The sequence below is a fragment of the Serratia sp. B501 genome, assembly GCF_051172315.1.
In the GTDB taxonomy this organism is placed as follows: domain Bacteria; phylum Pseudomonadota; class Gammaproteobacteria; order Enterobacterales; family Enterobacteriaceae; genus Serratia; species Serratia ureilytica.
Genome location: NZ_JBPIZB010000003.1, coordinates 430,492 through 455,513, shown reverse-complemented (window position 1 = coordinate 455,513; position 25,022 = coordinate 430,492). Strand labels below are relative to the sequence as shown.

The window sequence follows — 25,022 nt, the reverse complement described above, 5'->3', positions numbered from 1 at the left end:
ATACGTGCAGTGAATAAGACACTGTGTGAATTTTTTATAAACCCTATGATTAAATGACATCTGGCTCTCAAGGAGGAGATTATGGCCGTGGTTCCATTACTGCCGCCAGGCGGTTTTACTGTTCTTGCCAGAAACTTGCGCGAGGCGCGCAGGCAGGGGCAACCGCGCAACATGGCGTTGCCTGGTACTTACTATTGGTTCTACCATCAGGTAAAAAATCGGGGCCCCTGGGATTACAAACAGCAAAATCGCGCCTTGGCTAACTTTGGTAATTTCAATTATGGTGCAACCGGTACCGCGGCTGGAATTCCCGCAGATATTTTGTTGATGGGCGCTGGATTTGCTCAGTCACGTGCAGGAACATCGCGGTTAGAATGGAGTCATTGGTATCAACGCCCGCCGTATGGTGATGACCCTCGGGATCAATATTGGATCAAACAAGGAATTGATTATGCAACTCGGCATGGTTACTAAATGGGCTCATCGGCTATTGACGACGGTTTTGTTGGTTATTGTCGTTGGCTTTGCGGGGTATTGGTATGCCACCCGCGATACTTATGACGATAAGCTCTACAGCAAAAAGCAGTTGACCGACGAGATTTGGCTCTATGTCACCGAGTACCAGAATGCGGGGGCCACCGACACGGATGTGTATCGTTACTATTTGAACGGAAGCCTGGATGGCGACCCTATCAACGTGCTGAGTCAAAGCGCGCCAATTTTGACGGCGGATCGGGCTGATGCAACTATCCGCGGCGAGGGCAACCGCGTCACCATCAATTTTTCCGGGAAGGTGTATTCCTTTACGAATTCGGCATTTTTCTATGCCACGAATAGCCAAATCCCCATCATGCCTACCATTGATTTTTCTGCACGGGGCGTCAGCGCCTGGCGATGATGGTGGGTGCTGCGGATTTGGCGGGTATTGTCTAAAACAGCATCATCACCAAGAATATCAGGCATAAAAAAGCCAGTCAGGATTACCTGACTGGCTTTTTTTAACGGTTTATTACGCCTTGGCGGCGGCAGCGTCAGCCTGGGAAGACTGGATCGCCGTCAGCGCGACGGTGTAGACGATATCGTCAACCAGTGCGCCGCGCGACAGGTCGTTCACCGGCTTGCGCATGCCTTGCAGCATTGGCCCGATGGAGACCAGGTCAGCGGAACGCTGTACCGCTTTGTAGGTGGTGTTGCCGGTGTTCAGATCCGGGAAGATGAACACGGTCGCCTGGCCGGCCACCGGCGAGTTCGGCGCCTTGGACTTGGCGACGTCGGCCATGATGGCGGCGTCGTACTGCAGCGGGCCGTCGATGATCAGATCCGGGCGTTTTTCCTGCGCCAGACGGGTCGCTTCGCGCACTTTCTCTACGTCGCTGCCCGCACCGGAGTTGCCGGTGGAGTAGGAGATCATCGCCACGCGCGGCTCGATGCCGAAGGCCGCGGCGGAATCCGCAGACTGGATGGCGATTTCAGACAGCTGCTCGGCGGTCGGATCCGGGTTGATCGCGCAGTCGCCGTAGACCAGTACCTGGTCAGGCAGCAGCATGAAGAACACGGAGGACACCAGCGAGCTGCCCGGTGCGGTTTTGATCAGCTGCAACGGCGGACGGATGGTGTTGGCGGTGGTGTGAACCGCGCCGGAGACCAGGCCGTCGACTTCGCCTTGTTCCAGCATCAGGGTGCCGAGCACCACGTTGTCTTCCAGCTGCTCGCGCGCGACCACTTCGGTCATGCCCTTGCTCTTACGCAGTTCAACCAGACGCGGCACGTAGTTTTCACGCACGGCGACCGGATCGACGATTTCGATGCCTTTGCCCAGCTCAACGCCTTGCGCTGCCGCGACGCGCTGGATCTCGTCCGGGTTGCCGAGCAGCACGCATTCCGCGATGCCGCGTTCGGCGCAGATGGCCGCCGCTTTCACGGTGCGCGGCTCGTCGCCTTCCGGCAGCACGATGCGTTTGCCGGCTTTACGTGCCAGCTCGGTCAGTTCGTAACGGAACGCCGGTGGAGACAGGCGGCGTGAACGCTCAGAGGTAGCGGTCAGCGAGTCGATCCACTCGGTGCTGATGTGGCTGGCCACGTAGTTCTGCACTTTCTCGATGCGCTGGTGGTCGTCCGCCGGCACTTCGAGGTTGAAGCTCTGCAGGCTCAGCGAGGTTTGCCAGGTGTTGGTGTCAACCATGAACACCGGCAGGCCGGTCTGGAAGGCGCGTTCGCACAGCTTCTTGATCGGCTCGTCGATGGCGTAGCCGCCGGTCAGCAGGATGGCACCGATTTCCACGCCGTTCATCGCCGCCAGGCAGGCGGAGACCAGCACGTCAGGGCGGTCTGCGGAGGTCACCAGCAGGGAGCCAGGGCGGAAGTGTTCCAGCATGTGCGGGATGCTGCGCGCACAGAAAGTCACGGACTTCACGCGGCGGGTCATGATGTCGCCTTCGTTGACCACGCGGGCCTTCAGGTGGCGAGCCATGTCGATGGCGCGGGTGGCGATCAGATCGAAACTCCACGGCACGCAGCCCAGAACCGGCAGCGGGCTGTTGGCGAACAGCTGTGCAGGATCGACGTGGGCGATGCTGGCCTTGGTGGAGTCGTCGAAGATTTCGGACAGGTCAGGACGGGTGCGGCCCTGATCGTCGACCGGCGCGTTCAGCTTGTTGATGATAACGCCGGTGATGTTTTTGTTCTTGCTGCCGCCGAAGCTGGTGCGCGCCAGTTCGATGCGCTCTTTCAGCTGCGCCGGGGAGTCGTTGCCCAGCGCCAGCACGAAGACGATCTCGGCGTTCAGGGTTTTGGCGATCTCGTAGTTCAGCGCGTTGGCGAACTGATGCTTGCGGGTCGGCACCAGGCCTTCGATCAGCACCACTTCCGCGTCTTTGGTGTTCTCGTGGTAACGCGCCACGATCTCTTCCATCAGCACGTCTTGCTGGTTGGAGCTCAGCAGGCCCTCAACGTAGTCCATGCGCAGCGGTTCGGCCGCCGGAATGGTGGAGTTGCTGCGGATGATGGTGGTGGTCTGGTCGAGTGCGTTGTCGCCGGTGCGCGGTTGAGCGATAGGTTTGAACACGCTCAGACGAACGCCTTTTTGCTCCATGGAGCGGATGACACCCAGGCTGACGCTGGTCAGGCCGACGCTGGTGCCGGTGGGGATCAACATAATAGTACGTGACACAGAATAGTCCTCTTCACGATTAACATGAGGCTAAAACAACACCGTCAGCCTGGGCTGACGGTGTTTTGAGAGCATTACGCGGTCAGGCGGGATGCGTCCTGCGCGATGACCAACTCTTCGTTGGTCGGGATCACCAGCGCCAGGCGGCTGCCGTCTTTGGTGATGGCGCCGGATTTGCCGAAGCGAGCGGCCATGTTGCGGTCGTGGTCGATTTCGAAGCCCAGCAGGCCCAGTTTGTTCAGGGTCAGCTCACGCACCATGCCGGCGTTCTCGCCGATGCCGCCGGTGAAGATCACCGCGTCCAGACGGCCTTCCATCAGCGCGCTGTAGGCACCGACGTATTTGGCCAGACGGTGGCAGAACACGTCCATGGCGCGTTTGGCGTCGGCTTTGCTGTCGTAGTTGTCTTCAACGTAACGGCAGTCGCTGGTGACTTCGGTCAGGCCCAGCAGGCCGGATTCTTTGGTCAGCATCTTGTTGATCTGGTCAACGCTCATGCCCAGAGAATCGTGCAGGTGGAAGATGATAGCCGGATCGATGTCACCGCTGCGGGTGCCCATCACCAGGCCTTCCAGCGGGGTCAGACCCATGGAGGTGTCAACGCACTGGCCGTTGCGCACTGCGGTGACGGAGCCGCCGTTGCCCAGGTGGCAAGTGATCACGTTCACTTCTTCTACCGGCTTGTTCAGCATCTTCGCGGCTTCTTGAGTCACGTAGAAGTGGCTGGTGCCGTGTGCGCCGTAGCGGCGAACGCCGTGGTCGCGGTACAGGCTGTACGGCAGGGCGTACAGGTAAGATTCTTCCGGCATGGTCTGGTGGAACGCGGTGTCGAACACGGCAACGTTCTTGTCAGCCAGGTGAGGGAAGGATTTCAGCGCTTCCGCGATGCCGATCAGGTGAGCTGGGTTGTGCAGTGGTGCAAACGGCACGGAATCTTTGATACCCTGCAGAACTTCGTCGTTGATCACGGCGGAAGCGGTGAACTTCTCGCCGCCGTGCACGATGCGGTGGCCGATAGCGGTCAGCTGCGCAGAAAGCTCTGGTTTTTGTGCCAGAATAGTATTAACAATGAAGTTCAGCGCTTCGCTGTGTGCAGCGCCGGCCCCCAGGGCAGCTTCGTGTTTGGCGCCGTCCATTTTCCACTTGATGCGAGCTTCAGGCAGGTGGAAACACTCGGCCAAACCGGAGAGGAATTCGTCGCCGTTAACGGCATCGATGATGGCGAATTTCAGAGAAGAACTGCCGCAGTTAAGAACCAGTACTAGCTTACTCGACATGGAAGTACCTACTTAAATAGTCGTGTTGTTAAAAGAAAATCGAACACACGTGGTGAATTAATCGTCAATCAGACAACAAGCGTAGCGCATAGTGCCGATGACATTTATGATTAACATCATGTGAAGTGCACAAATCACAGGATGATGGAAAAACCGATGATTTCTCTGCGGTTTAAATAATCTTGATTTTTATAGGGCTAAAAGTTGACAAAATTTACGTCATCTTCTACCGGCCACAAGGCCGGCTTAGGATACCGATAGCCCGGTGCAAACACAAAATAAATTTAAAGCTTCAAATTTTTTAGTATGGGCTCTGGCAGCACGCTTTTAGTTTCTTTACGTGACGTTGAGGTACGCAATGACGAGCAAACCGTCCGGTTCCGTAAGCTGGTTTCAGGTCTTCCAGCGCGGGCAGCATTATATGAAAACCTGGCCGTCAGACAAACGTCTGGCACCGGTCTTTCCGGAGAACCGCGTTGCGCGTGCCACCCGTTTCGCTATCCGTTTCATGCCGCCGTTGGCGATTTTCACGCTGACCTGGCAGATCGCGCTGGGCGGCCAGCTCGGCCCGGCGATCGCCACCGCGCTGTTTGCCTGCAGCCTGCCGATGCAGGGCTTGTGGTGGCTGGGGCGTCGCTCGGTCACGCCGCTGCCGCCGACGCTGCTGCAATGGTTCCATGAGGTGCGCAACAAGCTGACGGAAGCCGGGCAGGCGGTGGCGCCGCTCGAGGGCACGCCCACCTATCAGACGTTGGCCGATCTGCTTAAGCGCGCCTTCAAGCAGTTGGATAAAACCTTCCTCGACGATCTGTAATGAAAAGGCCGCGCTGATGCGGCCTTTCTCGTCAAAGCGCCAATAACCCCGGTTTAAATCAAAGAACGGTCGAGTTGTGATTTCCTGCGTTCTTGCGCTGTGCGATGCTCCCGCCATCATACAGAAATGAGGAAATCCTGATGGAAATGACCCATGCCCAGCGCCTGATCCTGTCGAATCAGTACAAGATGATGACGCTACTCGATCCGGACAACAGCGATCGTTATCGCCGGTTGCAAACCATCGTCGAACGCGGCTTCGGCTTGCAAATGCGCGAGCTGGATCGTGACTTTGGCGAACTGAGCGAAGAAGTATGCCGCACCATCATCAACGTGATGGAGATGCACCATGCGCTGCAGGTTTCCTGGGGCAATCTGAAAGAGAAGCAGGGGCTGGACGAGCGCCGCCTGGCGTTTCTCGGCTTCGACGCCGCCACCGAGGCGCGCTACCTGAGCTATGTGCGTTTCCTGGTCAACACCGAGGGGCGCTATACTCACTTCGATTCCGGCAGCCACGGTTTCAACGCCCAGACCAAAATGTGGGAAAAATACCAGCGTATGCTGGCGATCTGGCTGGCCTGCCCGCGCCAGTATCACTTGAGCGCCGTTGAGATAGCGCAAATCATCAATGCTTGATTAAAAAGAGGTTTTCTGTGGAGTGTAAGGGTTTTCTGTTCGATCTTGATGGCACCCTGGTGGATTCGCTGCCGGCGGTAGAGCGCGCCTGGACGCACTGGGCCGAGCGTCGCGGCGTCGATCCGCAAGCGGTGCTGGACTTCATTCACGGTAAACAGGCCATTACTTCTCTGCGCCACTTTATGCCGGGTGAAAGCGAAGCGGAAATTCAGCGCGAGTTCCAACTGCTGGAGCAGGTGGAAGCGCAGGATACCGAAGGCGTTCGCGCGCTGCCGGGCGCTAACGCGTTGTTGGCGCGCCTGAACGCGCTCGGCATCCCTTGGGCGATCGTCACCTCCGGTTCGGTGCCGGTGGCCGGCGCTCGCCGCCAGGCCGGCGGTTTGCCGCAGCCGGCGGTGTTCATCACCGCCGAGCAGGTTAAACACGGCAAGCCTCAGCCCGATGCCTACCTGCTGGGCGCCGAACGTCTGGGGCTGGCGCCGCACGAGTGCGTGGTGGTTGAAGACGCACCGGCCGGCATTCTTTCGGGGCTGGCGGCGGGCTGCCAGGTGATTGCGGTCAACGCCCCGGCCGACGCGCCGAAGCTGGAGCAGGTTGACCTGCGGCTGGATTCGCTGGCGCAGATCGCCGTTGATAAAACGGCGCAGGGCGCGATCGTTCGCCTACTGGCCTGAGTGGCATTATCTTCACCCTAATTGATTAGACCCCGCCTTTGCGGGGTTTTTTTATGCTATTTTTTAAGCCCTTGGACATTTGCCGGATGAGGCCGTTTTGAACAGCGAATTACTGTGGGTGCTGAGTTTACTGCTGATTGCCATCGTGCTGTTTACCACCAACAAGCTGCGCATGGACGTGGTGGCGCTGTTGGTGATCATCGCCTTCGTGCTGAGCGGCACGCTCAGCCTGCAGGAGGCGACGGTCGGGTTCAGCGATCCCAACGTGATTCTGATCGCCGCGCTGTTCGTGATCGGCGAAGGATTGGTGCGCACCGGGGTGGCCTATCAGGTGGGCGACTGGCTGGTCAAAGTGGCCGGCAGCAGCGAAACCAAAATGTTGATGCTGCTGATGGTGACGGTCGCCGGGCTGGGGGCATTTATGAGCTCGACCGGCGTGGTGGCGATCTTTATCCCGGTAGTGCTCAGCGTGACGGCCAGAATGAAGATCGCGCCGGGGCGGCTGATGATGCCGCTCAGCTTTGCCGGGCTTATCAGTGGCATGATGACGTTGGTGGCCACGCCGCCCAATATGGTGGTCAACAGCGAGCTGGTGCGCGAAGGCATCCATGGTTTCGGTTTCTTCAGCGTGACGCCGATCGGCCTGGTGGTGCTGGCGCTGGGCGTCGGCTACATGCTGATCGCCCGGCGTTGGCTGGGCAGCGGTGACACGGGCAAAGCCGGCGACGGCTGGCAGCGCCGCACCTTCCGCGATCTGATCCGCGATTACAGACTGACCGGCCGCGCGCGGCGGCTGGCTGTCCGCAGCGCTTCGCCGCTGATCGGGCGTTCGCTGGATGAACTGCATCTGCGTGCGCGCTACGGCGCCAACGTGGTGGGCATCGAACGCTGGAAACGCTTTCGGCGGGTGATGGTCAGCGCCTCCGGCAGCACCGAGCTGCGCGAGGGCGACGTCCTCTTGATCGACATGTCGGACAGCCAGATCGATCTGCGCGAATTCTGCGGCGAACAGCGGCTGGAGCCGATGGTGCTGCGCGGCGATTACTTCTCGGAACAGTCGCGCAACGTCGGCATGGCGGAGGTCTCGCTGATCCCTGACTCGGCGCTGCTGGGCAAAAGCCTGCGCGAAGCGGCGTTCCGCAGCCGCTACGATCTGAACGTGGTGGGCATCCGCCGCCACGGCGAGACGCTCGGCGGCAAACTGGTGGACGAGCCGCTGGAGCTGGGCGACATTTTGCTGGTGATCGGCGACTGGAAGGCGATCCGTCAACTGCAGGCCAAAACCCATGACTTTATCGTGCTCAACTTGCCGGCCGAAGTGGACGAAGTGGCGCCGGCCATCACACAGGCGCCGCACGCGCTGTTTTGCCTGGCGTTGATGGTGGCGATGATGCTGACCGACGAAATCCCCAACCCGATCGCGGCGCTGATCGCCTGTTTGCTGATGGGCAAATTCCGCTGTATCGACATGGAGAGCGCTTATAAATCGATCCATTGGCCGAGCATCATTTTGATCGTCGGCATGATGCCGTTCGCGCAGGCGCTGCAAAAGACCGGCGGGGTCAGTCTGATCGTCAGCGGGCTGATGGATGTCGCCGGCGGGGCGGGGCCGCGCGTGATGCTGCTGTGCCTGTTCGTCTTGTGCGCGACTATCGGGCTGTTTATTTCCAACACCGCGACGGCGGTGCTGATGGCGCCGATCGCCATCGCCGCCGCGCGCGAAATGGGCGTCTCGCCATACCCGTTCGCGATGATTATCGCCATCGCCGCGTCCGCCGCCTTTATGACGCCGGTCTCTTCACCGGTCAACACGCTGGTGCTGGGGCCGGGCAATTACAAGTTCGGCGATTTCGTGCGTCTCGGCGTGCCGTTCACCCTGCTGGTGATGGCGGTCAGCGTGATTGTGGTGCCGTGGCTCTATGGTTTTTAATGGCGCAGCGAGGCTGCGCCGGCGGGGTTACAGCGAACTGTCGAGGCTGATTTCGTCCAGCGACAGGCTGAAGCTGGGAATGAACACTTCCATGAAGTAGTCCATCTCCGGGCTGCGGCGCTGTTCCAGGGTTTTATCCAGCCGCGCCTTGGCCAGGGTGAATTCGTTGTTGCCGGCAGACAGCTCTTCCAGGCATTTCAGGTAGGCGCACAGCGCGTCAGCCTGCTTCACCACCTGCTTTTCATCTTCGCTGTAATAATGCTCATCGAGAATGGTGCGAAAATCGTTGCGCAGCTCCGCCGGGATCATATCCAGCAGCTTTTGCTGGGCGATCTTTTCGATCTTCTTGTACTCATGGGCGATCTGCGGATTGTAGTATTTGATCGGCGTCGGCATGTCGCCGGTGATCACTTCGCTGGCGTCATGGTACATCGCCAACAGCGCAACGCGGTCGGCGTTGAGGTTGCCGTTGAATTTGCGGTTCTTGATCACCGCCAACGCGTGGGCGACAAAGGCCACCTGCAGACTGTGTTCGGAGACGTTCTCGGTGCGCACGTTGCGCATCAGCGGCCAGCGGTTGATCAGTTTCAGGCGGGACAGATGGGCGAAGAAATGGCTCTGACTCATGGTGCTCTCTTTAACGGCAAGTGAGGGCCCCATTGTGAAGCAGTGTCGGCGAATTTTGCAACCGGGCTGTGAGGGAAGGGCGCAGCGAGGCGCTGCGCCCCTGATGATTATTGGTGATAGCCTTCCAGGAAGCGGCCCAGCTTGCCGACCGCCATTTCCAGTTCGTCTACGCGCGGCAGGGTGACGATGCGCACGTGATCCGGGTAAGGCCAGTTGAACGCGGAGCCCTGCACCAGCAGCACTTTTTCCTGCAGCAACAGATCCAGCACCAGCTTCTGGTCGTCGTGGATGTTGAAGCGTTTGGCATCGATGCGCGGGAACATGTACAACGCGCCCTGCGGCTTCACGCAAGAGACGCCCGGGATGTCGTTGAGCAATTCCCAGGTGCGGTTGCGCTGTTCGTACAGGCGGCCGCCGGGCTGAATGAATTCGCTGATGCTCTGATAACCGCCCAGCGCGGTCTGAATCGCGTGCTGCATCGGCACGTTGGCGCACAGGCGCATCGAAGCCAGCATCTCCAGCCCTTCGATATAGCCTTTGGCGTGCTTTTTCGGCCCGTTCAGCACCATCCAGCCCTGGCGGAAGCCCGCCACGCGGTAGGTCTTCGACAGGCCGTTGAAGGTCACGGTCAGCAGATCCGGCGCCAGCGCGGCGATAGAGTGGTGCTCTGCTTCGTCGTACAGGATCTTGTCGTAGATCTCGTCGGCGAAGATGATCAGGTTGTGTTGACGGGCGATCTCGACGATCTGCTCAAGCAGCGCTTTGCTGTAGACCGCACCGGTCGGGTTGTTCGGGTTGATGATCACGATGCCGCGGGTGCGCGGGGTGATCTTGCTGATGATGTCGTCCAGATCCGGGAACCAGCCGGCCTGCTCATCGCACAGGTAATGTACGGCCTTGCCGCCGGACAGCGACACTGCGGCGGTCCACAGCGGATAGTCCGGCGCCGGCACCAGCATTTCGTCGCCGCTGTTGAGCAGCGCCTGCATGGACTGAACGATCAGCTCGGAGACGCCGTTGCCAATGTAGATATCCTCAACGGTCACGTCACGCATGTTGCGCGCCTGATAGTGCTGCATGATCGCTTTACGCGCCGAGAAGAGGCCTTTGGAATCGGAGTAGCCTTGCGCCGTGGGCAGATTGCGGATCACGTCGACCAGGATTTCGTCCGGGGCGTCGAAGCCGAACGGGGCAGGGTTGCCGATGTTCAGTTTCAGGACTTTATTGCCTTCTTCTTCAAGACGTTTAGCTTCTTTAAGCACCGGGCCGCGAATGTCATAGCAGACGTTGTCCAGTTTGCTGGATTTCTCAATGGGGGACATAAAAAGTTGAGCCTTTTGCTGGGATAGGGGCGCTCCTACCGTGGGACGCCGCAACCCGCCCAATGTACTCCTGGCGTAGTTGCTTTTGAAGGGTTTTGCACGCCTTTGGTGCAAATGCATGTCGTAACGGGGGATTTTAGTTATGATAAGCAAAGGTAAAGTTATTTTGTGGTTCATAATTTCATGAACTATAATTTTACTAGGGTTTTGTTCTGTAAAATCGAGTGTCGTTCAACGCGACGCGCTGGCATCAGCGCTTGGGTGTGGAGAACTGATAAGCCATAAGGGAGAATGGTTTTCAGTAACTGTAAAGGAACGATAATACCGGAGTTGTCTGATAGCGGGTTGTCAGATGACACACCACACTAAGAAAAATGGCATATTTACATAAGCTTTACTTTATATTTTATCTTAAGCATTGTTTATGTGGTTATGAGAATATTATTTAAAGTAAAAATCTTACTGATTGAATTTATTAAATTCATTGCGTGGTGATACGAAGTCGGTGCCGTTAATTATTTATATTTCTTGCTCGTAAATGCAGTCTGAACGCCAGTTGATAAGGGTTATCAGTAGCACGAATGGAGTGGAAATTAGGCAGTATGAATGAGTAAAATCTCAGGCCCGGTGGGGGTTTTCCCCGTATGCCGGCATTTAGTCCCCCGCGTTCTATAAGCAGTATCGATAGATCGCATTTCAAAAAGCGATAGAGGTAACGAATCATAAGTAATTTTTTTGCCCTCCACTTATGAGTGGGGTACTGTCATAACAGGCTCCGTCCTTTTTCAACGGCGTCTGAGAAACACACCAGGGTAGTAGTTCGTAAATTAGAATTTAAAAAAGTGAAGAATACACTATGACAACTGCAAATCGTCCGATACTTAATCTCGACCTCGATCTGCTAAGAACCTTTGTTGCGGTTGCTGATTTGAATACTTTCGCAGCGGCGGCTGTCGCCGTTTGCCGTACTCAATCAGCCGTCAGCCAACAAATGCAGCGATTAGAGCAACTGGTCGGCAAAGAACTGTTTGCCCGCCATGGGCGCAACAAACTTCTGACTGAGCATGGTATTCAGCTTCTCGGTTATGCCAGAAAAATCCTGCGCTTTAACGATGAAGCCTGTACCTCTCTGATGTACAACAATATTAAAGGTGTTCTGACCATCGGCGCTTCCGACGACACCGCCGATACCATTCTGCCTTTCCTGCTGAACCGCGTAACCGCCATCTATCCGAAGCTGGCTATTGACGTGCGCGTGAAGCGCAGCACGACGATGGTCGATCTGCTGGAAGAAGGCGAGATCGATCTGGCGGTGACCACGGCCGATCCCGAAGGGCATCCGCACATCGTGCTGCGCACGTCGCCGACGTTGTGGTACTGCGCCGCCGATTACCATTACCAGGCCGGCGAGCCGATCCCGCTGGTGGTGATGGACGAGCCAAGCCCGTTCCGTTCGCTGGCGATCAAGCAGTTGGACGAAGCCGGCATCCCGTGGCGCATCGCCTACGTCGCTTCCACGCTGTCCGCGGTGCGGGCGGCTTGCAAGGCCGGCCTGGGCGTGACCGCGCGGCCGATCGAGATGATGAGCCCTGACCTGCGGGTGCTGGGCGCGGCGGAAGGTTTGCCGCCGTTGCCGGATACCCAGTATGCGCTGTGCAAAAACGCGCAGTGCAGCAACGAGCTGGCGATGGCCATCTTCAGCGCGATGCAGGGCGGCAATGACGGCTATGGCTTCAACGGCGCGGAAGGCGGTCTCCAGAGCGATCAGGATGACGCCAGCCTGGTGGACGAAGAAGAATAACGCTGCGGCGCGATATCTGATGAAAACCTCTGCTTCGGCGGAGGTTTTTTTTGTCCTTTTTTTACCTAAAATTGTATTTATATGTATTTGGTTTGTTTTTTAAATTGAGTTGGCTGTTTTGTTAACTTTTAAGCGTTACTGAAAAGAGAGTTTGGCCGGGTTTAATACGCTAAGTTCGTTTTTTGAACAATAAGATTGAATGGGTTAAAGACATGGTAATAGCAGGGTTATTTTGTTAGCTTATAGCGGCCGTTTTTGCGGCTCAATTTGAGGAAAATTGTTAAAGGGCCACACTTTTTTTGAGGATTTATGCTGAAAACGTGTCCTGGATCAAAAAAATACCCCTAGGTAGTGAGTGGAAGAACAGGGAATTCCTGAGACAATGGTATAGTAAAACTGAAATGTGCATGTTGGTTTATATCTATCTGTTTCTACACAAAAATTAACTGACACGATTTAGCCTGTCCCTGGCGCATCAAATGTTAATCAAATGATACGTATGTAAACTAGTGTGTAGATACTTTTGTCAAAGTTGACAAAAGGTTATAGAAAGGAGTAAAAAGCCCACAGAAAAACGCTGCCTAACTCGCTGTAAAAGCAGTTTGTTTGTGTGGTTATTTATCCTTCCCTTAAATCGATGTGGCGCACTAACTGCCGGTGACAAGAGCAGTGCGATCGACGCCACTTTTGATGAGTAAGCATAGAGTATGTCAACAACCACTGAAGTTATCGCTCATCACTGGGCGCTCGCCGTATTTCTCGTTGTGGCTATCGGGCTCTGCGGCTTAATGCTGCTGGGCGCGTTCTTCTTGGGCGGGAGAGCCCGGGCGCGCGCCAAACACACCCCGTTTGAATCAGGCATCGACTCGGTCGGCACGGCGCGCATGCGTTTGTCCGCCAAGTTCTACCTGGTGGCCATGTTCTTCGTTATTTTCGACGTTGAAGCCTTATACCTGTATGCCTGGTCGGTCTCGATTCGCGAGAGCGGCTGGGTAGGCTTTATCGAAGCCGCCATTTTCATTTTGGTGCTATTGGCCGGTCTGGTTTATCTGGTGCGCATCGGCGCGTTGGATTGGACTCCGGCGCGTTCCCAACGCCGCAGCAAACCGAGCACGATCACTAACACCAACAGTCATCCGCAGTAACAGCGAGGCATTAAGATGGACTATACGCTCACCCGCATAGACCCGAACGGTGAGAACGACCGTTATCCCCTGCAAAAACAGGAGATCGTCGCCGATCCCCTGGAACAACAGGTCCACCGCACGGTTTACATGGGTAAACTCGAGCATGCGCTGCATGACATGGTGAACTGGGGGCGTAAAAACTCTATTTGGCCGTATAACTTCGGCCTTTCGTGCTGTTACGTGGAGATGGTGACGTCGTTTACCGCCGTTCACGACGTGGCGCGTTTCGGTGCGGAAGTGTTGCGCGCCTCCCCGCGTCAGGCTGACCTGATGGTGGTGGCCGGCACCTGCTTCACCAAGATGGCCCCGGTTATCCAACGCCTGTACGAGCAGATGCTGGAGCCCAAGTGGGTGATCTCGATGGGCGCTTGCGCCAACTCCGGCGGCATGTACGACATCTATTCCGTGGTGCAGGGCGTGGACAAGTTCCTGCCGGTCGACGTGTACATTCCCGGCTGCCCACCGCGTCCGGAGGCCTACATGCAAGCGCTGATGCTGCTGCAGGAATCCATCGGCAAAGAACGTCGCCCACTGTCGTGGGTTGTCGGCGATCAGGGCGTTTACCGCGCCAATATGCAGTCTGAAAGAGAGCGTAAACACGGCGAGCGCATCGCGGTGACCAACCTCCGGACGCCTGACGAGATTTAAGACGTTCATTTAACGTCCATCTTAGTGCGCTATTGGTTAACACAGCGAAAAGTGAAACTTGCGGCGAATAACCCTTTAGTGTGGTGAAAAAAAATTATGACAGATTTGACGACGCACGACGCCTTGCCTGCCTGGCAGACCCGAGATCACCTTGACGACCCGGTGATCGGCGAACTGCGCAACCGTTTTGGGCCGGAAGCCTTTACTGTTCAGGCCACCCGCACCGGCATGCCCGTGGTATGGGTTAAACCTGACCAGTTACTGGAAGTAATGACGTTCCTGAGAAAACAGCCGAAGCCGTATGTCATGCTGTTCGATCTGCATGGCGTGGACGAACGTCTTCGCACCCACCGCGACGGCCTGCCCGCTGCGGATTTCTCCGTTTTCTACCATCTGATTTCCATCGAGCGCAACCGCGACATCATGCTGAAGGTGGCGCTGTCTGAAAAAGACCTGCACGTGCCGACGGCCACCAAGGTGTTCCCAAACGCCAACTGGTATGAGCGCGAGACCTGGGAAATGTTCGGCATCACCTTCGACGGCCACCCGCACCTGTCGCGCATCATGATGCCGCAGACCTGGGAAGGGCACCCGCTGCGCAAGGACTACCCGGCGCGCGCCACCGAATTCGATCCTTTCGTGTTGACCAAGCAGAAAGAAGATCTGGAGATGGAAGCGCTGACCTTCAAGCCGGAAGACTGGGGCATGAAGCGCGGCACCGAGAACGAAGACTTCATGTTCCTCAACCTCGGCCCGAACCACCCGTCTGCGCACGGTGCGTTCCGCATCATTCTGCAGCTGGACGGCGAAGAGATCGTCGACTGCGTGCCGGATATCGGCTATCACCACCGCGGCGCCGAGAAGATGGGCGAGCGTCAATCCTGGCACAGCTACATTCCGTACACCGACCGCATCGAATACCTCGGCGGCTGCGTGAACGAAATGCCTTACGTGCTGGCGGTTGAAAAGCTGGCCGGCATCAAGGTGCCGGAGCGCGTTGACACCATTCGCGTGATGCTGTCCGAACTGTTCCGCATCAACAGCCACCTGCTGTACATCTCCACCTTCATTCAGGACGTCGGCGCGATGACCCCGGTGTTCTTCGCCTTTACCGACCGCCAGAAGATCTACGATCTGGTGGAAGCGATCACCGGCTTCCGTATGCACCCGGCCTGGTTCCGTATCGGCGGCGTCGCGCACGATCTGCCGCGCGGCTGGGATCGCCTGCTGCGTGAATTCCTCGAATGGATGCCGAAGCGTCTGGATTCCTACGTGAAAGCGGCGCTGAAGAACAGCATTCTGAAAGGCCGTTCCATCGGCGTCGCGTCTTACAACGCCAAAGAAGCGCTGGAATGGGGCGTGACCGGTGCCGGTCTGCGCGCCACCGGCGTCGAGTTCGACGTGCGTAAATGGCGCCCGTACTCCGGCTACGAGAACTTCGACTTCGAAGTGCCGGTCGGCGACGGCAACAGCGACTGCTACACCCGCGTGATGCTGAAGGTGGAAGAGCTGCGCCAGAGCCTGCGCATCCTCGAACAGTGCCTGAACAATATGCCGGAAGGCCCGTTCAAGGCCGATCACCCGCTGACCACGCCGCCGCCGAAAGAGCGCACGCTGCAGCACATTGAAACGCTGATCACCCACTTCCTGCAGGTTTCCTGGGGCCCGGTGATGCCAGCCAACGAATCATTCCAGATGATTGAAGCCACCAAAGGGATCAACAGCTACTACCTGACCAGCGACGGCAGCACCATGAGCTACCGCACCCGGGTACGTACGCCGAGCTTTGCGCACCTGCAGCAGATCCCATCGGTCATCCGAGGCAGCCTGGTTTCCGACCTGATCGTCTATCTGGGTAGTATCGATTTTGTAATGTCAGATGTGGACCGCTAACTATGCATGATCAAAAAGACAATCACGCAGTCAACGATGCGCTCGAGCCCATCAATGCAGCCGCTCCTCAGAGCGGCGTTGATGCATTTGTACTGAGCGCGGAAGAACGTGATGCGATCGAGCACGAAAAGCACCATTACGAGGATCCGCGCGCCGCTTCCATCGAAGCACTGAAAATTGTGCAGAAGCAGCGCGGCTGGGTTCCGGACGGTGCGATTTACGCCATCGCGGAAGTGCTGGGCATCCCCGCCAGCGACGTAGAAGGCGTGGCCACGTTCTACAGCCAGATTTTCCGTCAGCCAGTAGGACGTCACGTGATCCGTTATTGTGACAGCGTTGTTTGTCACATCACCGGTTACCAGGGCATTCAGGCCGCTATCGAGAAGAAGCTGAACATCAAACCGGGTCAAACCACCTTTGATGGCCGCTTCACGCTGCTGCCGACCTGCTGTCTGGGCAACTGCGATAAAGGGCCGACCATGATGATTGATGACGACACGCACAGTCAGCTGAAGCCTGAAGATATCGAGACGCTACTGGAGCAGTATCAATGACCAAGCACATTGTACGCACTCCCGAAACGCATCCGCTGACCTGGCGTCTGCGCGATGACAAGCAGCCGCTGTGGCTGGACGAATACCGCAGCAAAAACGGCTATGCCGGCGCAGAGAAGGCCCTCAAAGGCCTGGCCCCGGACGAGATCGTCGGCCTGGTGAAAGATTCCGGGTTGAAGGGCCGCGGCGGCGCGGGCTTCTCCACCGGTTTGAAGTGGAGCCTGATGCCGAAGGACGAATCCATGAACATCCGTTACCTGCTGTGTAACGCCGATGAGATGGAGCCGGGCACCTATAAAGACCGCCTGCTGATGGAGCAGCTGCCGCACCTGCTGGTGGAAGGCATGCTGATCTCCGCGTTCGCGCTGAAAGCCTATCGCGGGTACATCTTCCTGCGCGGCGAGTACATCGAAGCGGCGGCGCACCTGCGTCGCGCCATCGCGGAAGCCACCGAAGCCGGCTATCTGGGCAAGAACATTCTCGGCACCGGATTTGATTTCGAGCTGATCGTGCACACCGGCGCCGGCCGTTACATCTGCGGCGAAGAAACCGCGCTGATCAACTCGCTGGAAGGCCGCCGCGCCAACCCGCGTTCCAAGCCGCCATTCCCGGCCAGCGCCGGCGTCTGGGGCAAGCCGACCTGCGTCAATAACGTCGAAACGCTGTGCAACGTGCCGGCCATTTTGGCGAACGGCGTGGAGTGGTACACCGGCATCTCCGGCAGTGAAGACAAAGGCACCAAGCTGATGGGCTTCTCCGGCCGGGTGAAAAATCCGGGCGTCTGGGAGTTGCCGTTCGGCACCACCGCGCGCGAAATCCTGGAAGATTACGCCGGCGGCATGCGCGACGGTCTGCGTTTCAAAGCCTGGCAGCCGGGCGGCGCGGGCACCGACTTCCTGACCGCCGATCACCTCGATCTGCCGATGGAATACGGCGCGATCGGCAAAGCCGGCAGCCGTCTCGGCACCGCGTTGGCGATGGCGGTAGACCACGAGATCGGCATGGTGCCGCTGGTGCGTAACCTGGAAGAGTTCTTCGCCCGCGAGTCCTGCGGCTGGTGTACGCCATGCCGCGACGGCCTGCCGTGGAGCGTGAAGATCCTGCGCGCGTTGGAAAACGGCGAAGGGCAGCCGGGGGATATCGAAACCCTCGAACAGCTGTGCCGTTCCCTCGGCCCGGGCAAAACCTTCTGCGCCCACGCGCCAGGTGCCGTAGAGCCACTGCAAAGCGCGATTAAATATTTCCGTGAAGAGTTCGAGGCGGGTATCGCCGTGCAGCACTTCGGCAACGCGCATGCGATTGGCGGCATTCAGCCGAACAATCTGCTGAAGCAACGCTGGTAAGCCGACTCGCCCGAACACGGCCAGAATTTTTGATTAACGCCTGCCGCAAGGCAGGCCACTTGGAAGCATGCTGACTATGGCTACGATTCATGTAGACGGCAAAGAGTATGAGGTAGACGGAGCGGACAACCTGCTGCAGGCTTGTCTCTCCCTCGGCCTTGATATTCCTTACTTTTGCTGGCATCCGGCGCTGGGAAGCGTCGGCGCTTGCCGCCAATGTGCGGTAAAGCAATACCAAAACGCGGAAGATACGCGCGGCCGTTTGGTGATGTCCTGTATGACCCCGGCATCCGATGGCACCTTCATCTCCATCGATGACGGCGAAGCGAAGCAGTTCCGTGAAAGCGTGGTCGAGTGGTTGATGACCAACCACCCGCACGATTGCCCGGTTTGTGAGGAAGGCGGTAACTGTCACCTGCAGGATATGACGGTAATGACCGGCCACAGCTTCCGTCGCTACCGCTTCACCAAGCGCACCCACAACAACCAGGAGCTGGGGCCGTTTATCTCGCACGAGATGAACCGCTGCATCGCCTGCTACCGCTGCGTGCGTTACTACAAAGACTATGCGGACGGCACCGACTTCGGCGTGTACGGCGCGCACGACAACGTCTACTTCGGTCGCCCGGAAAGCGGCACGCTGGAAAGCGAGTTCTCCGGCAACCTGGTGGAAGTGTGCCCGACCGGCGTTTTCACCGACAAAACGCACTCCGAACGCTACAACCGTAAATGGGACATGCAGTTCGCGCCAAGCATTTGCCAGCAGTGCAGCATCGGCTGTAACACCAGCCCGGGCGAGCGCTATGGCGAGCTGCGCCGTATCGAAAACCGTTACAACGGCAGCGTGAACCACTACTTCCTGTGTGACCGCGGCCGTTTCGGTTACGGCTACGTCAACCAGAAAGATCGTCCGCGTCAACCGCAGCAGCTGCGCGGCGACGACTGGATCACCCTGAACGCCGAGCAGGCGATGCAGGGCGCGGCGGACATCCTGCGTCAGGCGAAGAAAACCATCGGCATCGGCTCCCCGCGCGCCAGCCTGGAAAGCAACTTCGCGCTGCGCGAGCTGGTCGGCGCCGAGAACTACTACACCGGTATCGCTCAGGCGGAGCAATCACGCCTGGCGCTGATGCTGAACGTGCTGAAGAACGGCGGCGTTCATACGCCGGCGCTGCGTGAGATCGAAGATTACGACGCGGTGCTGGTGCTGGGCGAAGACCTGACGCAAACCGGCGCGCGCATCGCGCTGTCCGTGCGTCAGGCCGTCAAGGGTAAAGCCCGCGCGATGGCGGCGGCGCAGCGCGTTGCCGACTGGCAGATCGCGGCGGTGCAGAACATCGGCCAGCACGCCAAGTACCCGCTGTTCACCACCAACGTCGACAACACCCGCCTGGACGACATCGCCGCCTGGAACTACCGCGCGCCGGTTGACGAGCAGGCGCGCTTCGGCTTCGCCATCGCGCACGCGCTGGATAACGCAGCGCCGGCGGTGAACGATCTGGCCGAAGGCCTGAACAAGAAAGTCGACATCATCGTGCAGGCGCTGACCGGCGCACGCAAACCGCTGATCATTACCGGCAGCAACGCCGGCAGCGAAGCCATCATCGAAGCGGCGGCCAACATCGCCAAAGCGTTGAAGGGCCGCGGTTCCGATGTCGGCATCACCTTCGTGGCGGGCGCCGCCAACAGCATGGGCCTGGCGATGATCGGCGGCGGTTCGCTCGATCAGGCGCTGGAACAGCTGGCGAGCGGCGCAGCCGATACCGCCATCGTGATGGAAAACGATCTCTATCGTCATGCGCCGGCGGCGCAGGTGGACGCAGCGTTGGGCAAGGTCAACAACCTGATCGTCGCCGATCACCAGCGCACCGCGATCATGGACAAAGCCAACCTGATCCTCTCCTCGGCCAGCTTTGCCGAGAGCGACGGTACGCTGATCAACCAGGAAGGCCGCGCGCAGCGCTTCTTCCAGGTATACGATCCGGCTTACTACGACGACGCCAAGAAGAATCAGTTCACCGTGATGCTGGAAAGCTGGCGCTGGATGCACTCGCTGCACTCCACCTACACCAGCCGCCATGTGGACTGGACTCAGCTCGATGACGTGATCGCCGCTTGCGTCGCCGCGTTGCCGCAGCTGCAGGGCATCGTCGATGCCGCGCCGGACGCGACTTTCCGCATTCGCGGTCAGAAGCTGGCGCGTTCGCCGCACCGTTCCAGCGGCCGTACCGCCATGCGCGCCAACATCAGCGTGCACGAGCCGCGTCAGCCGCAGGATAAAGACACCATGTTCGCCTTCTCGATGGAAGGGAACAACAGCCCGCTGGCCGATCGTCAGCAGATCCCGTTCGCCTGGGCGCCAGGCTGGAACTCACCGCAGGCATGGAACAAGTTCCAGGCCGAAGTGGGCGGCAAACTGCGCCACGGCGATCCGGGCGTGCGCCTGATCGAAGCGGGGGAGGGCAGCCTCGGTTACTTCGACCGCGTGCCAGCCGCCTTCAATCCGAACGACGGCTGGCGTGTCGCGCCTTACTACCACCTGTTCGGCAGCGATGAAATGTCGCAGCGCTCTCACGTGATCCAGCAGCGCATGCCGGAAGCTTACGTGATGGTCAACCCGGCCGACGCGGCGACCCTTGGCGTCAACGCGGGCAGCCTGGTGGAGTTCAGCTGTGCGGGCCAGACCTTGCGTCTGCCGGTGCGTCTGAGTGAAACCCTGACCCAGGGCCAGGTTGGTTTGCCGCTCGGCTTGCCAGGGATCCCGCCGATTTTGGTGGGTGCTAAGGTAGACAATCTGCGGGAGGCGGCACGATGAGCTGGTTTACCCCTGAGGTGATCGACATTCTGATCGCCGTTCTTAAAGCGGTCGTGATCCTGTTGGTGGTCGTGGCGTGCGGGGCGTTCATGAGCTTCGGCGAACGCCGCCTGCTCGGCCTGTTCCAGAACCGTTACGGACCGAACCGCGTAGGCTGGGGCGGCTCGCTGCAGCTGGTCGCCGACATGATCAAAATGTTCTTCAAGGAAGACTGGGTGCCGAGATTCTCCGACCGGGTGATCTTTACCCTGGCGCCGATGATCGCCTTTACTTCCCTGTTGCTGGCATTTGCCATCGTGCCGGTCAGCCCGACCTGGGCGGTGTCCGATCTCAACATCGGTATTCTGTTCTTCCTGATGATGGCCGGCCTGGCGGTGTACGCCGTGCTGTTCGCCGGCTGGTCGAGCAACAACAAATACTCGCTGTTGGGCGCGATGCGCGCCTCCGCGCAAACCCTGAGCTACGAAGTGTTCATCGGCCTGTCGCTGATGGGTGTGGTGATGCAGGCGGGTTCGTTCAACATGCAGGCTATCGTTGAATCGCAGGCGCACGTCTGGAACGTCATTCCGCAGTTCTTCGGCTTCGTGACCTTCGCGATCGCCGGCGTGGCGGTGTGTCACCGTCACCCGTTTGACCAGCCGGAAGCTGAGCAGGAACTGGCTGACGGTTACCACATCGAATATTCCGGCATGAAGTTCGGTCTGTTCTTCGTGGGGGAATACATCGGTATCGTCACCGTGTCCGCCCTGATTGTGACGTTGTTCTTCGGCGGCTGGCAGGGTCCGTTCCTGCCGCCATTCATCTGGTTCGCGTTGAAAACGGCCTTCTTCATGATGATGTTCATCCTGATCCGCGCCGCGCTGCCGCGTCCGCGTTATGACCAGGTGATGTCTTTCGGCTGGAAAGTGTGCCTGCCGCTGACGCTGCTGAACCTGCTGGCAACCGCCGCGGTCATTTTGTACAACGCTCAATAAGGGGTGAATAAACCATGACATTGAAAGAGTTAGTGGTTGGTTTCGGCACCCAGATGCGCAGCATTTGGATGATTGGCATGCATGCCTTCGCCAAGCGTGAAACCCAGATGTACCCGGAAGAACCGGTTTACCTGCCGCCGCGCTACCGCGGCCGCATCGTGCTGACGCGCGATCCGGACGGCGAAGAGCGCTGCGTCGCCTGTAACCTGTGTGCGGTTGCCTGCCCGGTCGGCTGTATCTCGCTGCAAAAAGCGGAACAGAAAGACGGCCGTTGGTATCCGGAGTTCTTCCGCATCAACTTCTCGCGCTGCATCTTCTGTGGCCTGTGCGAAGAGGCTTGCCCGACTACCGCTATCCAGCTGACGCCGGATTTCGAACTGGGTGAGTACAAGCGTCAGGATCTGGTGTACGAAAAAGAAGATCTGTTGATCTCGGGGCCGGGTAAATATCCGGAATATAACTTCTACCGGATGGCCGGTATGGCGATTGACGGCAAAGCCAAAGGCGAAGCCGAAAACGAAGCCAAACCGATCGACGTCAAAGGTCTGTTGCCCTAAGGAGCCAGCAAGCATGGAAATTGCATTTTATCTGGCAGGTTTGATTGCGGTGGCCGCGACGATTCGCGTGATCACCCATACCAACCCTGTGCATGCGCTGCTGTATCTGATCGTCTCGTTATTGGCGATCTCGGCAGTCTTCTTCTCTCTCGGCGCCTACTTTGCCGCCGCGTTGGAAATCATCGTTTATGCGGGCGCCATCATGGTGCTGTTCGTGTTCGTGGTGATGATGCTGAACCTCGGCAACGTGCAGCAGCAAGAGCGCGACTGGATGAAGCCGACGGTGTGGATCGGGCCTGGCCTGCTGTCGCTGGCGCTGCTGGTGGTATTGATCGTCGCGATCCGCAGCGTATCCGATCAGGGTATCAGCGGTGAGATGGTCGACGCGAAGGCGGTGGGCATCAGCCTGTTCGGGCCTTACGTACTGGCGGTTGAGCTGGCTTCAATGCTGCTGTTGGCGGGTCTGGTTGTCGCCTTCCATATCGGCCGCGAGCACAAGCCTGGCGAGGTGCTGAGCAACGCGCCGGCGAGTGGCGAAATGGCGAGAAGAAAATCGGAGGAGCAAGCATGATCCCTCTTCAACATGGCCTGATCCTGGCGGCTATCCTGTTTGTGCTCGGGCTGACCGGGCTGCTGGTGCGCCGCAACCTGCTGTTTATGCTGATCAGCCTGGAAGTGATGATCAACGCTGCGGCGTTGGCGTTTATCGTGGCGGGAAGCTACTGGGGCCAGGCGGACGGACAGGTGATGTACATCCTGGCGATCAGCCTGGCGGCAGCCGAGGCCAGTATCGGCCTGGCGCTGCTGCTGCAGCTCTACCGTCGTCGTCATACCCTGAATATTGATACTGTCAGTGAGATGCGCGGATGAACCTATTATATTTAACAATTCTGCTACCGCTGATCGGGTTCCTGCTGTTGGCATTTTCCCGCGGTCGTTGGTCTGAAAACACGGCGGCCACCGTCGGCGTGGGTTCTATCGGCCTGGCTGCGCTTGTCACGGTCTATGTGGCGATGGATTTCTTCGCCCAGAAAGCCGCCGGCGTGCAGCTGTTCGAGCAAAGCCTGTGGACCTGGATGGCCGTCGGCAACTTCAATATCGGCGTGACCCTGGTGCTGGACGGCCTGTCGCTGACCATGCTGTCGGTGGTCACCGGCGTCGGCTTCTTCATCCACATGTTCGCTTCCTGGTACATGCGCGGTGAAGAGGGCTATTCGCGCTTCTTCGCTTACACCAACCTGTTTATCGCCAGCATGGTGGTATTGGTGCTGGCGGACAACCTGCTGTTGATGTACCTGGGTTGGGAAGGCGTGGGCCTGTGCAGCTACCTGTTGATCGGTTTCTACTACAAAGATCCGGCCAACGGCGCGGCGGCGATGAAAGCCTTTATCGTCACCCGCGTGGGCGACGTGTTCCTGGCGTTTGCGCTGTTCATCCTCTACAACGAGCTGGGCACGCTGAACATCCGCGAGCTGATGATCCTGGCGCCGCAGAAACTGGCGGTGGGCGACACGGCCATCACCTGGGCGACCCTGATGCTGCTGGGCGGCGCGGTCGGCAAATCGGCGCAGCTGCCGTTGCAAACCTGGTTGGCGGACGCGATGGCGGGCCCAACCCCGGTTTCCGCACTGATCCACGCGGCGACCATGGTGACCGCGGGCGTCTATCTGATCGCCCGCACGCACGGCCTGTTCCTGATGGCGCCTGAAGTGCTGCACCTGGTGGGTATCGTTGGTGCGGTCACTCTGCTGCTGGCCGGCTTCGCCGCGCTGGTGCAGACCGACATCAAGCGCGTGCTCGCTTACTCCACCATGAGCCAGATCGGTTACATGTTCCTGGCGCTGGGCGTGCAGGCATGGGACGCGGCGATCTTCCACCTGATGACCCACGCGTTCTTCAAGGCGCTGCTGTTCCTGTCATCCGGTTCGGTGATCCTGGCTTGCCACCACGAGCAAAACATCTTCAAGATGGGCGGTCTGCGCAAGAGCATCCCGCTGGTGTACGTCTGCTTCCTGGTGGGCGGCGCGGCGCTGTCTGCGTTGCCGCTGGTCACGGCCGGCTTCTTCAGTAAGGACGAGATCCTGGCGGGCGCGATGGCCAACGGCCACATCAACCTGATGGTTGCCGGCCTGGTCGGTGCGTTCATGACCTCGCTGTACACCTTCCGTATGATTTTCATCGTGTTCCATGGCGAAGAGAAAATCAAAGCGCATGCCGGTAAAGGCATCACTCACCACTTGCCACTGCTGGTTCTGCTGGTGCTGTCCACCTTCGTCGGCGCGATGATCGTGCCGCCGTTGCAGGGCGTGCTGCCGGAGACCACCGAGCTGGCGCACGGCAGCGTGCTGCGGCTTGAAATCACCTCCGGCGTGGTGGCTATCGTCGGCATTCTGCTGGCGGCCGCGCTGTGGCTGGGCAAACGCAGCCTGGTCAACAGCATCGCCAACAGCGCGCCGGGTCGTTTCTTCTCGACCTGGTGGTTCCATGCCTGGGGCTTCGACTGGCTGTATGACAAAGTGTTCGTCAAGCCGTACCTGGGCATTGCGAAGCTGCTGCAACGCGATCCGCTGAACTCGCTGATGAACCTGCCGGCCGTCTTCTCCCGCTGGGGGAACCGCGGTCTGACGGTGAGCGAGAACGGTCAGGTGCGTTGGTATATAGCGTCTATGGGTGTGGGTGCAGTGGTCGTATTGGCTCTGTTGATTTTGGTTTAATTGAATAATTTAAACAGACGCATTTTTCGGGCGTAGCGCCGGGCAGGCGCTACGTACAAAGTTTGAAATTATTCGTATAAGGGACACA

22 protein-coding genes are annotated in these 25,022 nt (G+C 58.5%); 18 read left to right on the top strand and 4 right to left on the bottom strand.

Translation table 11 applies throughout. From position 1 onward, the window contains the following. Positions 1-81: 81 nt before the first annotated feature. Together ACSBQV_RS12690 and ACSBQV_RS12685 are read left to right on the top strand one after the other, a co-directional pair. Positions 82-474, top strand: coding sequence for a polymorphic toxin type 44 domain-containing protein (locus ACSBQV_RS12690; RefSeq protein WP_071997811.1), 393 nt, complete (start codon positions 82-84; stop codon positions 472-474). Next, positions 452-898, top strand: a complete 447-nt coding sequence (locus ACSBQV_RS12685; protein ID WP_046687549.1) for a hypothetical protein — start codon at positions 452-454, stop codon at positions 896-898. The genes ACSBQV_RS12690 and ACSBQV_RS12685 overlap by 23 nt, the downstream gene beginning before the upstream one ends. A 111-nt stretch (positions 899-1,009) precedes the next feature. On the opposite strand, the gene pta is transcribed toward ACSBQV_RS12685, so the two are convergent. Both pta and ackA read right to left on the bottom strand, forming a co-directional pair. Next, complete coding sequence (pta, locus tag ACSBQV_RS12680; protein WP_004936066.1) at positions 1,010-3,169, bottom strand: phosphate acetyltransferase; 2,160 nt, start codon at positions 3,167-3,169, stop codon at positions 1,010-1,012. A gap of 74 nt (positions 3,170-3,243) precedes the next feature. After that, the gene (gene ackA / locus ACSBQV_RS12675) at positions 3,244-4,446 is read right to left on the bottom strand and encodes an acetate kinase (protein ID WP_004936063.1); all 1,203 of its coding nucleotides are present in this window, start codon (positions 4,444-4,446) and stop codon (positions 3,244-3,246) included. A gap of 358 nt (positions 4,447-4,804) precedes the next feature. Here ackA and yfbV point away from each other — a divergent pair, with 358 nt between their 5' ends. The 4 genes from yfbV to ACSBQV_RS12655 all read left to right on the top strand — a co-directional run bounded on the left by yfbV (position 4,805) and on the right by ACSBQV_RS12655 (position 8,499). Further along, complete coding sequence (gene yfbV, locus ACSBQV_RS12670; protein WP_004936061.1) at positions 4,805-5,260, top strand: terminus macrodomain insulation protein YfbV; 456 nt, start codon at positions 4,805-4,807, stop codon at positions 5,258-5,260. A gap of 140 nt (positions 5,261-5,400) precedes the next feature. After that, on the top strand, positions 5,401-5,895 hold the full coding sequence (locus tag ACSBQV_RS12665) for a YfbU family protein (RefSeq protein WP_033643864.1): 495 nt from the start codon (positions 5,401-5,403) through the stop codon (positions 5,893-5,895). Positions 5,896-5,912: 17 nt separating this feature from the next. Beyond that, positions 5,913-6,569 (top strand): sugar phosphatase, encoded by a 657-nt coding sequence (locus ACSBQV_RS12660; RefSeq protein ID WP_099782593.1) that lies wholly within the window; start codon positions 5,913-5,915, stop codon positions 6,567-6,569. 97 nt (positions 6,570-6,666) lie between these two features. Beyond that, positions 6,667-8,499 (top strand): SLC13 family permease, encoded by a 1,833-nt coding sequence (locus ACSBQV_RS12655; protein ID WP_033643862.1) that lies wholly within the window; start codon positions 6,667-6,669, stop codon positions 8,497-8,499. A gap of 27 nt (positions 8,500-8,526) precedes the next feature. Here ACSBQV_RS12655 and yfbR read toward each other — a convergent pair whose 3' ends face one another. Continuing rightward, positions 8,527-9,126 carry a 5'-deoxynucleotidase gene (yfbR, locus tag ACSBQV_RS12650; RefSeq protein ID WP_015378582.1) on the bottom strand — a complete coding sequence of 200 codons (600 nt, stop codon included), beginning with the start codon at positions 9,124-9,126 and terminating at the stop codon, positions 8,527-8,529. A 107-nt stretch (positions 9,127-9,233) separates the two neighbouring features. Further along, entirely contained in the window at positions 9,234-10,448 is a 1,215-nt protein-coding gene (locus ACSBQV_RS12645) for a pyridoxal phosphate-dependent aminotransferase (protein ID WP_019453720.1), read from the bottom strand. Positions 10,449-11,304: 856 nt separating this feature from the next. Here ACSBQV_RS12645 and lrhA point away from each other — a divergent pair. The 12 genes from lrhA (at position 11,305) to nuoL (ending at position 24,934) form a co-directional block, all read left to right on the top strand. After that, positions 11,305-12,249 carry a transcriptional regulator LrhA gene (gene lrhA / locus ACSBQV_RS12640; RefSeq protein WP_033643860.1) on the top strand — a complete coding sequence of 315 codons (945 nt, stop codon included), beginning with the start codon at positions 11,305-11,307 and terminating at the stop codon, positions 12,247-12,249. A gap of 707 nt (positions 12,250-12,956) precedes the next feature. Beyond that, a complete protein-coding gene (gene nuoA / locus ACSBQV_RS12635) occupies positions 12,957-13,394 on the top strand; it encodes an NADH-quinone oxidoreductase subunit NuoA (RefSeq protein WP_004936040.1) in 438 nt (145 codons plus the stop codon). A gap of 15 nt (positions 13,395-13,409) precedes the next feature. Then, entirely contained in the window at positions 13,410-14,084 is a 675-nt protein-coding gene (locus ACSBQV_RS12630; protein ID WP_004936039.1) for a NuoB/complex I 20 kDa subunit family protein, read from the top strand. 96 nt (positions 14,085-14,180) lie between these two features. Further along, the gene (gene nuoC, locus ACSBQV_RS12625; protein ID WP_033651942.1) at positions 14,181-15,977 is read left to right on the top strand and encodes an NADH-quinone oxidoreductase subunit C/D; all 1,797 of its coding nucleotides are present in this window, start codon (positions 14,181-14,183) and stop codon (positions 15,975-15,977) included. 2 nt (positions 15,978-15,979) lie between these two features. After that, positions 15,980-16,531, top strand: a complete 552-nt coding sequence (nuoE, locus tag ACSBQV_RS12620) for an NADH-quinone oxidoreductase subunit NuoE (RefSeq protein ID WP_015378580.1) — start codon at positions 15,980-15,982, stop codon at positions 16,529-16,531. Then, positions 16,528-17,874, top strand: a complete 1,347-nt coding sequence (nuoF, locus tag ACSBQV_RS12615) for an NADH-quinone oxidoreductase subunit NuoF (RefSeq protein ID WP_015378579.1) — start codon at positions 16,528-16,530, stop codon at positions 17,872-17,874. Before nuoE ends, nuoF begins: the two co-directional genes overlap by 4 nt. Positions 17,875-17,950: 76 nt before the next feature. Further along, on the top strand, positions 17,951-20,689 hold the full coding sequence (gene nuoG, locus ACSBQV_RS12610) for an NADH-quinone oxidoreductase subunit NuoG (protein WP_099782604.1): 2,739 nt from the start codon (positions 17,951-17,953) through the stop codon (positions 20,687-20,689). Beyond that, the gene (nuoH, locus tag ACSBQV_RS12605; protein WP_033643858.1) at positions 20,686-21,663 is read left to right on the top strand and encodes an NADH-quinone oxidoreductase subunit NuoH; all 978 of its coding nucleotides are present in this window, start codon (positions 20,686-20,688) and stop codon (positions 21,661-21,663) included. The genes nuoG and nuoH overlap by 4 nt, the downstream gene beginning before the upstream one ends. Before the next feature lie 14 nt (positions 21,664-21,677). Then, positions 21,678-22,220 (top strand): NADH-quinone oxidoreductase subunit NuoI, encoded by a 543-nt coding sequence (gene nuoI / locus ACSBQV_RS12600; RefSeq protein ID WP_004936019.1) that lies wholly within the window; start codon positions 21,678-21,680, stop codon positions 22,218-22,220. Between the two features lie 13 nt (positions 22,221-22,233). Beyond that, the gene (gene nuoJ / locus ACSBQV_RS12595) at positions 22,234-22,791 is read left to right on the top strand and encodes an NADH-quinone oxidoreductase subunit J (protein ID WP_019453717.1); all 558 of its coding nucleotides are present in this window, start codon (positions 22,234-22,236) and stop codon (positions 22,789-22,791) included. After that, entirely contained in the window at positions 22,788-23,090 is a 303-nt protein-coding gene (nuoK, locus tag ACSBQV_RS12590) for an NADH-quinone oxidoreductase subunit NuoK (RefSeq protein ID WP_004936014.1), read from the top strand. The genes nuoJ and nuoK overlap by 4 nt, the downstream gene beginning before the upstream one ends. After that, positions 23,087-24,934 carry an NADH-quinone oxidoreductase subunit L gene (nuoL, locus tag ACSBQV_RS12585; RefSeq protein ID WP_004936005.1) on the top strand — a complete coding sequence of 616 codons (1,848 nt, stop codon included), beginning with the start codon at positions 23,087-23,089 and terminating at the stop codon, positions 24,932-24,934. Before nuoK ends, nuoL begins: the two co-directional genes overlap by 4 nt. The last annotated feature ends 88 nt before the right edge of the window (positions 24,935-25,022 follow it).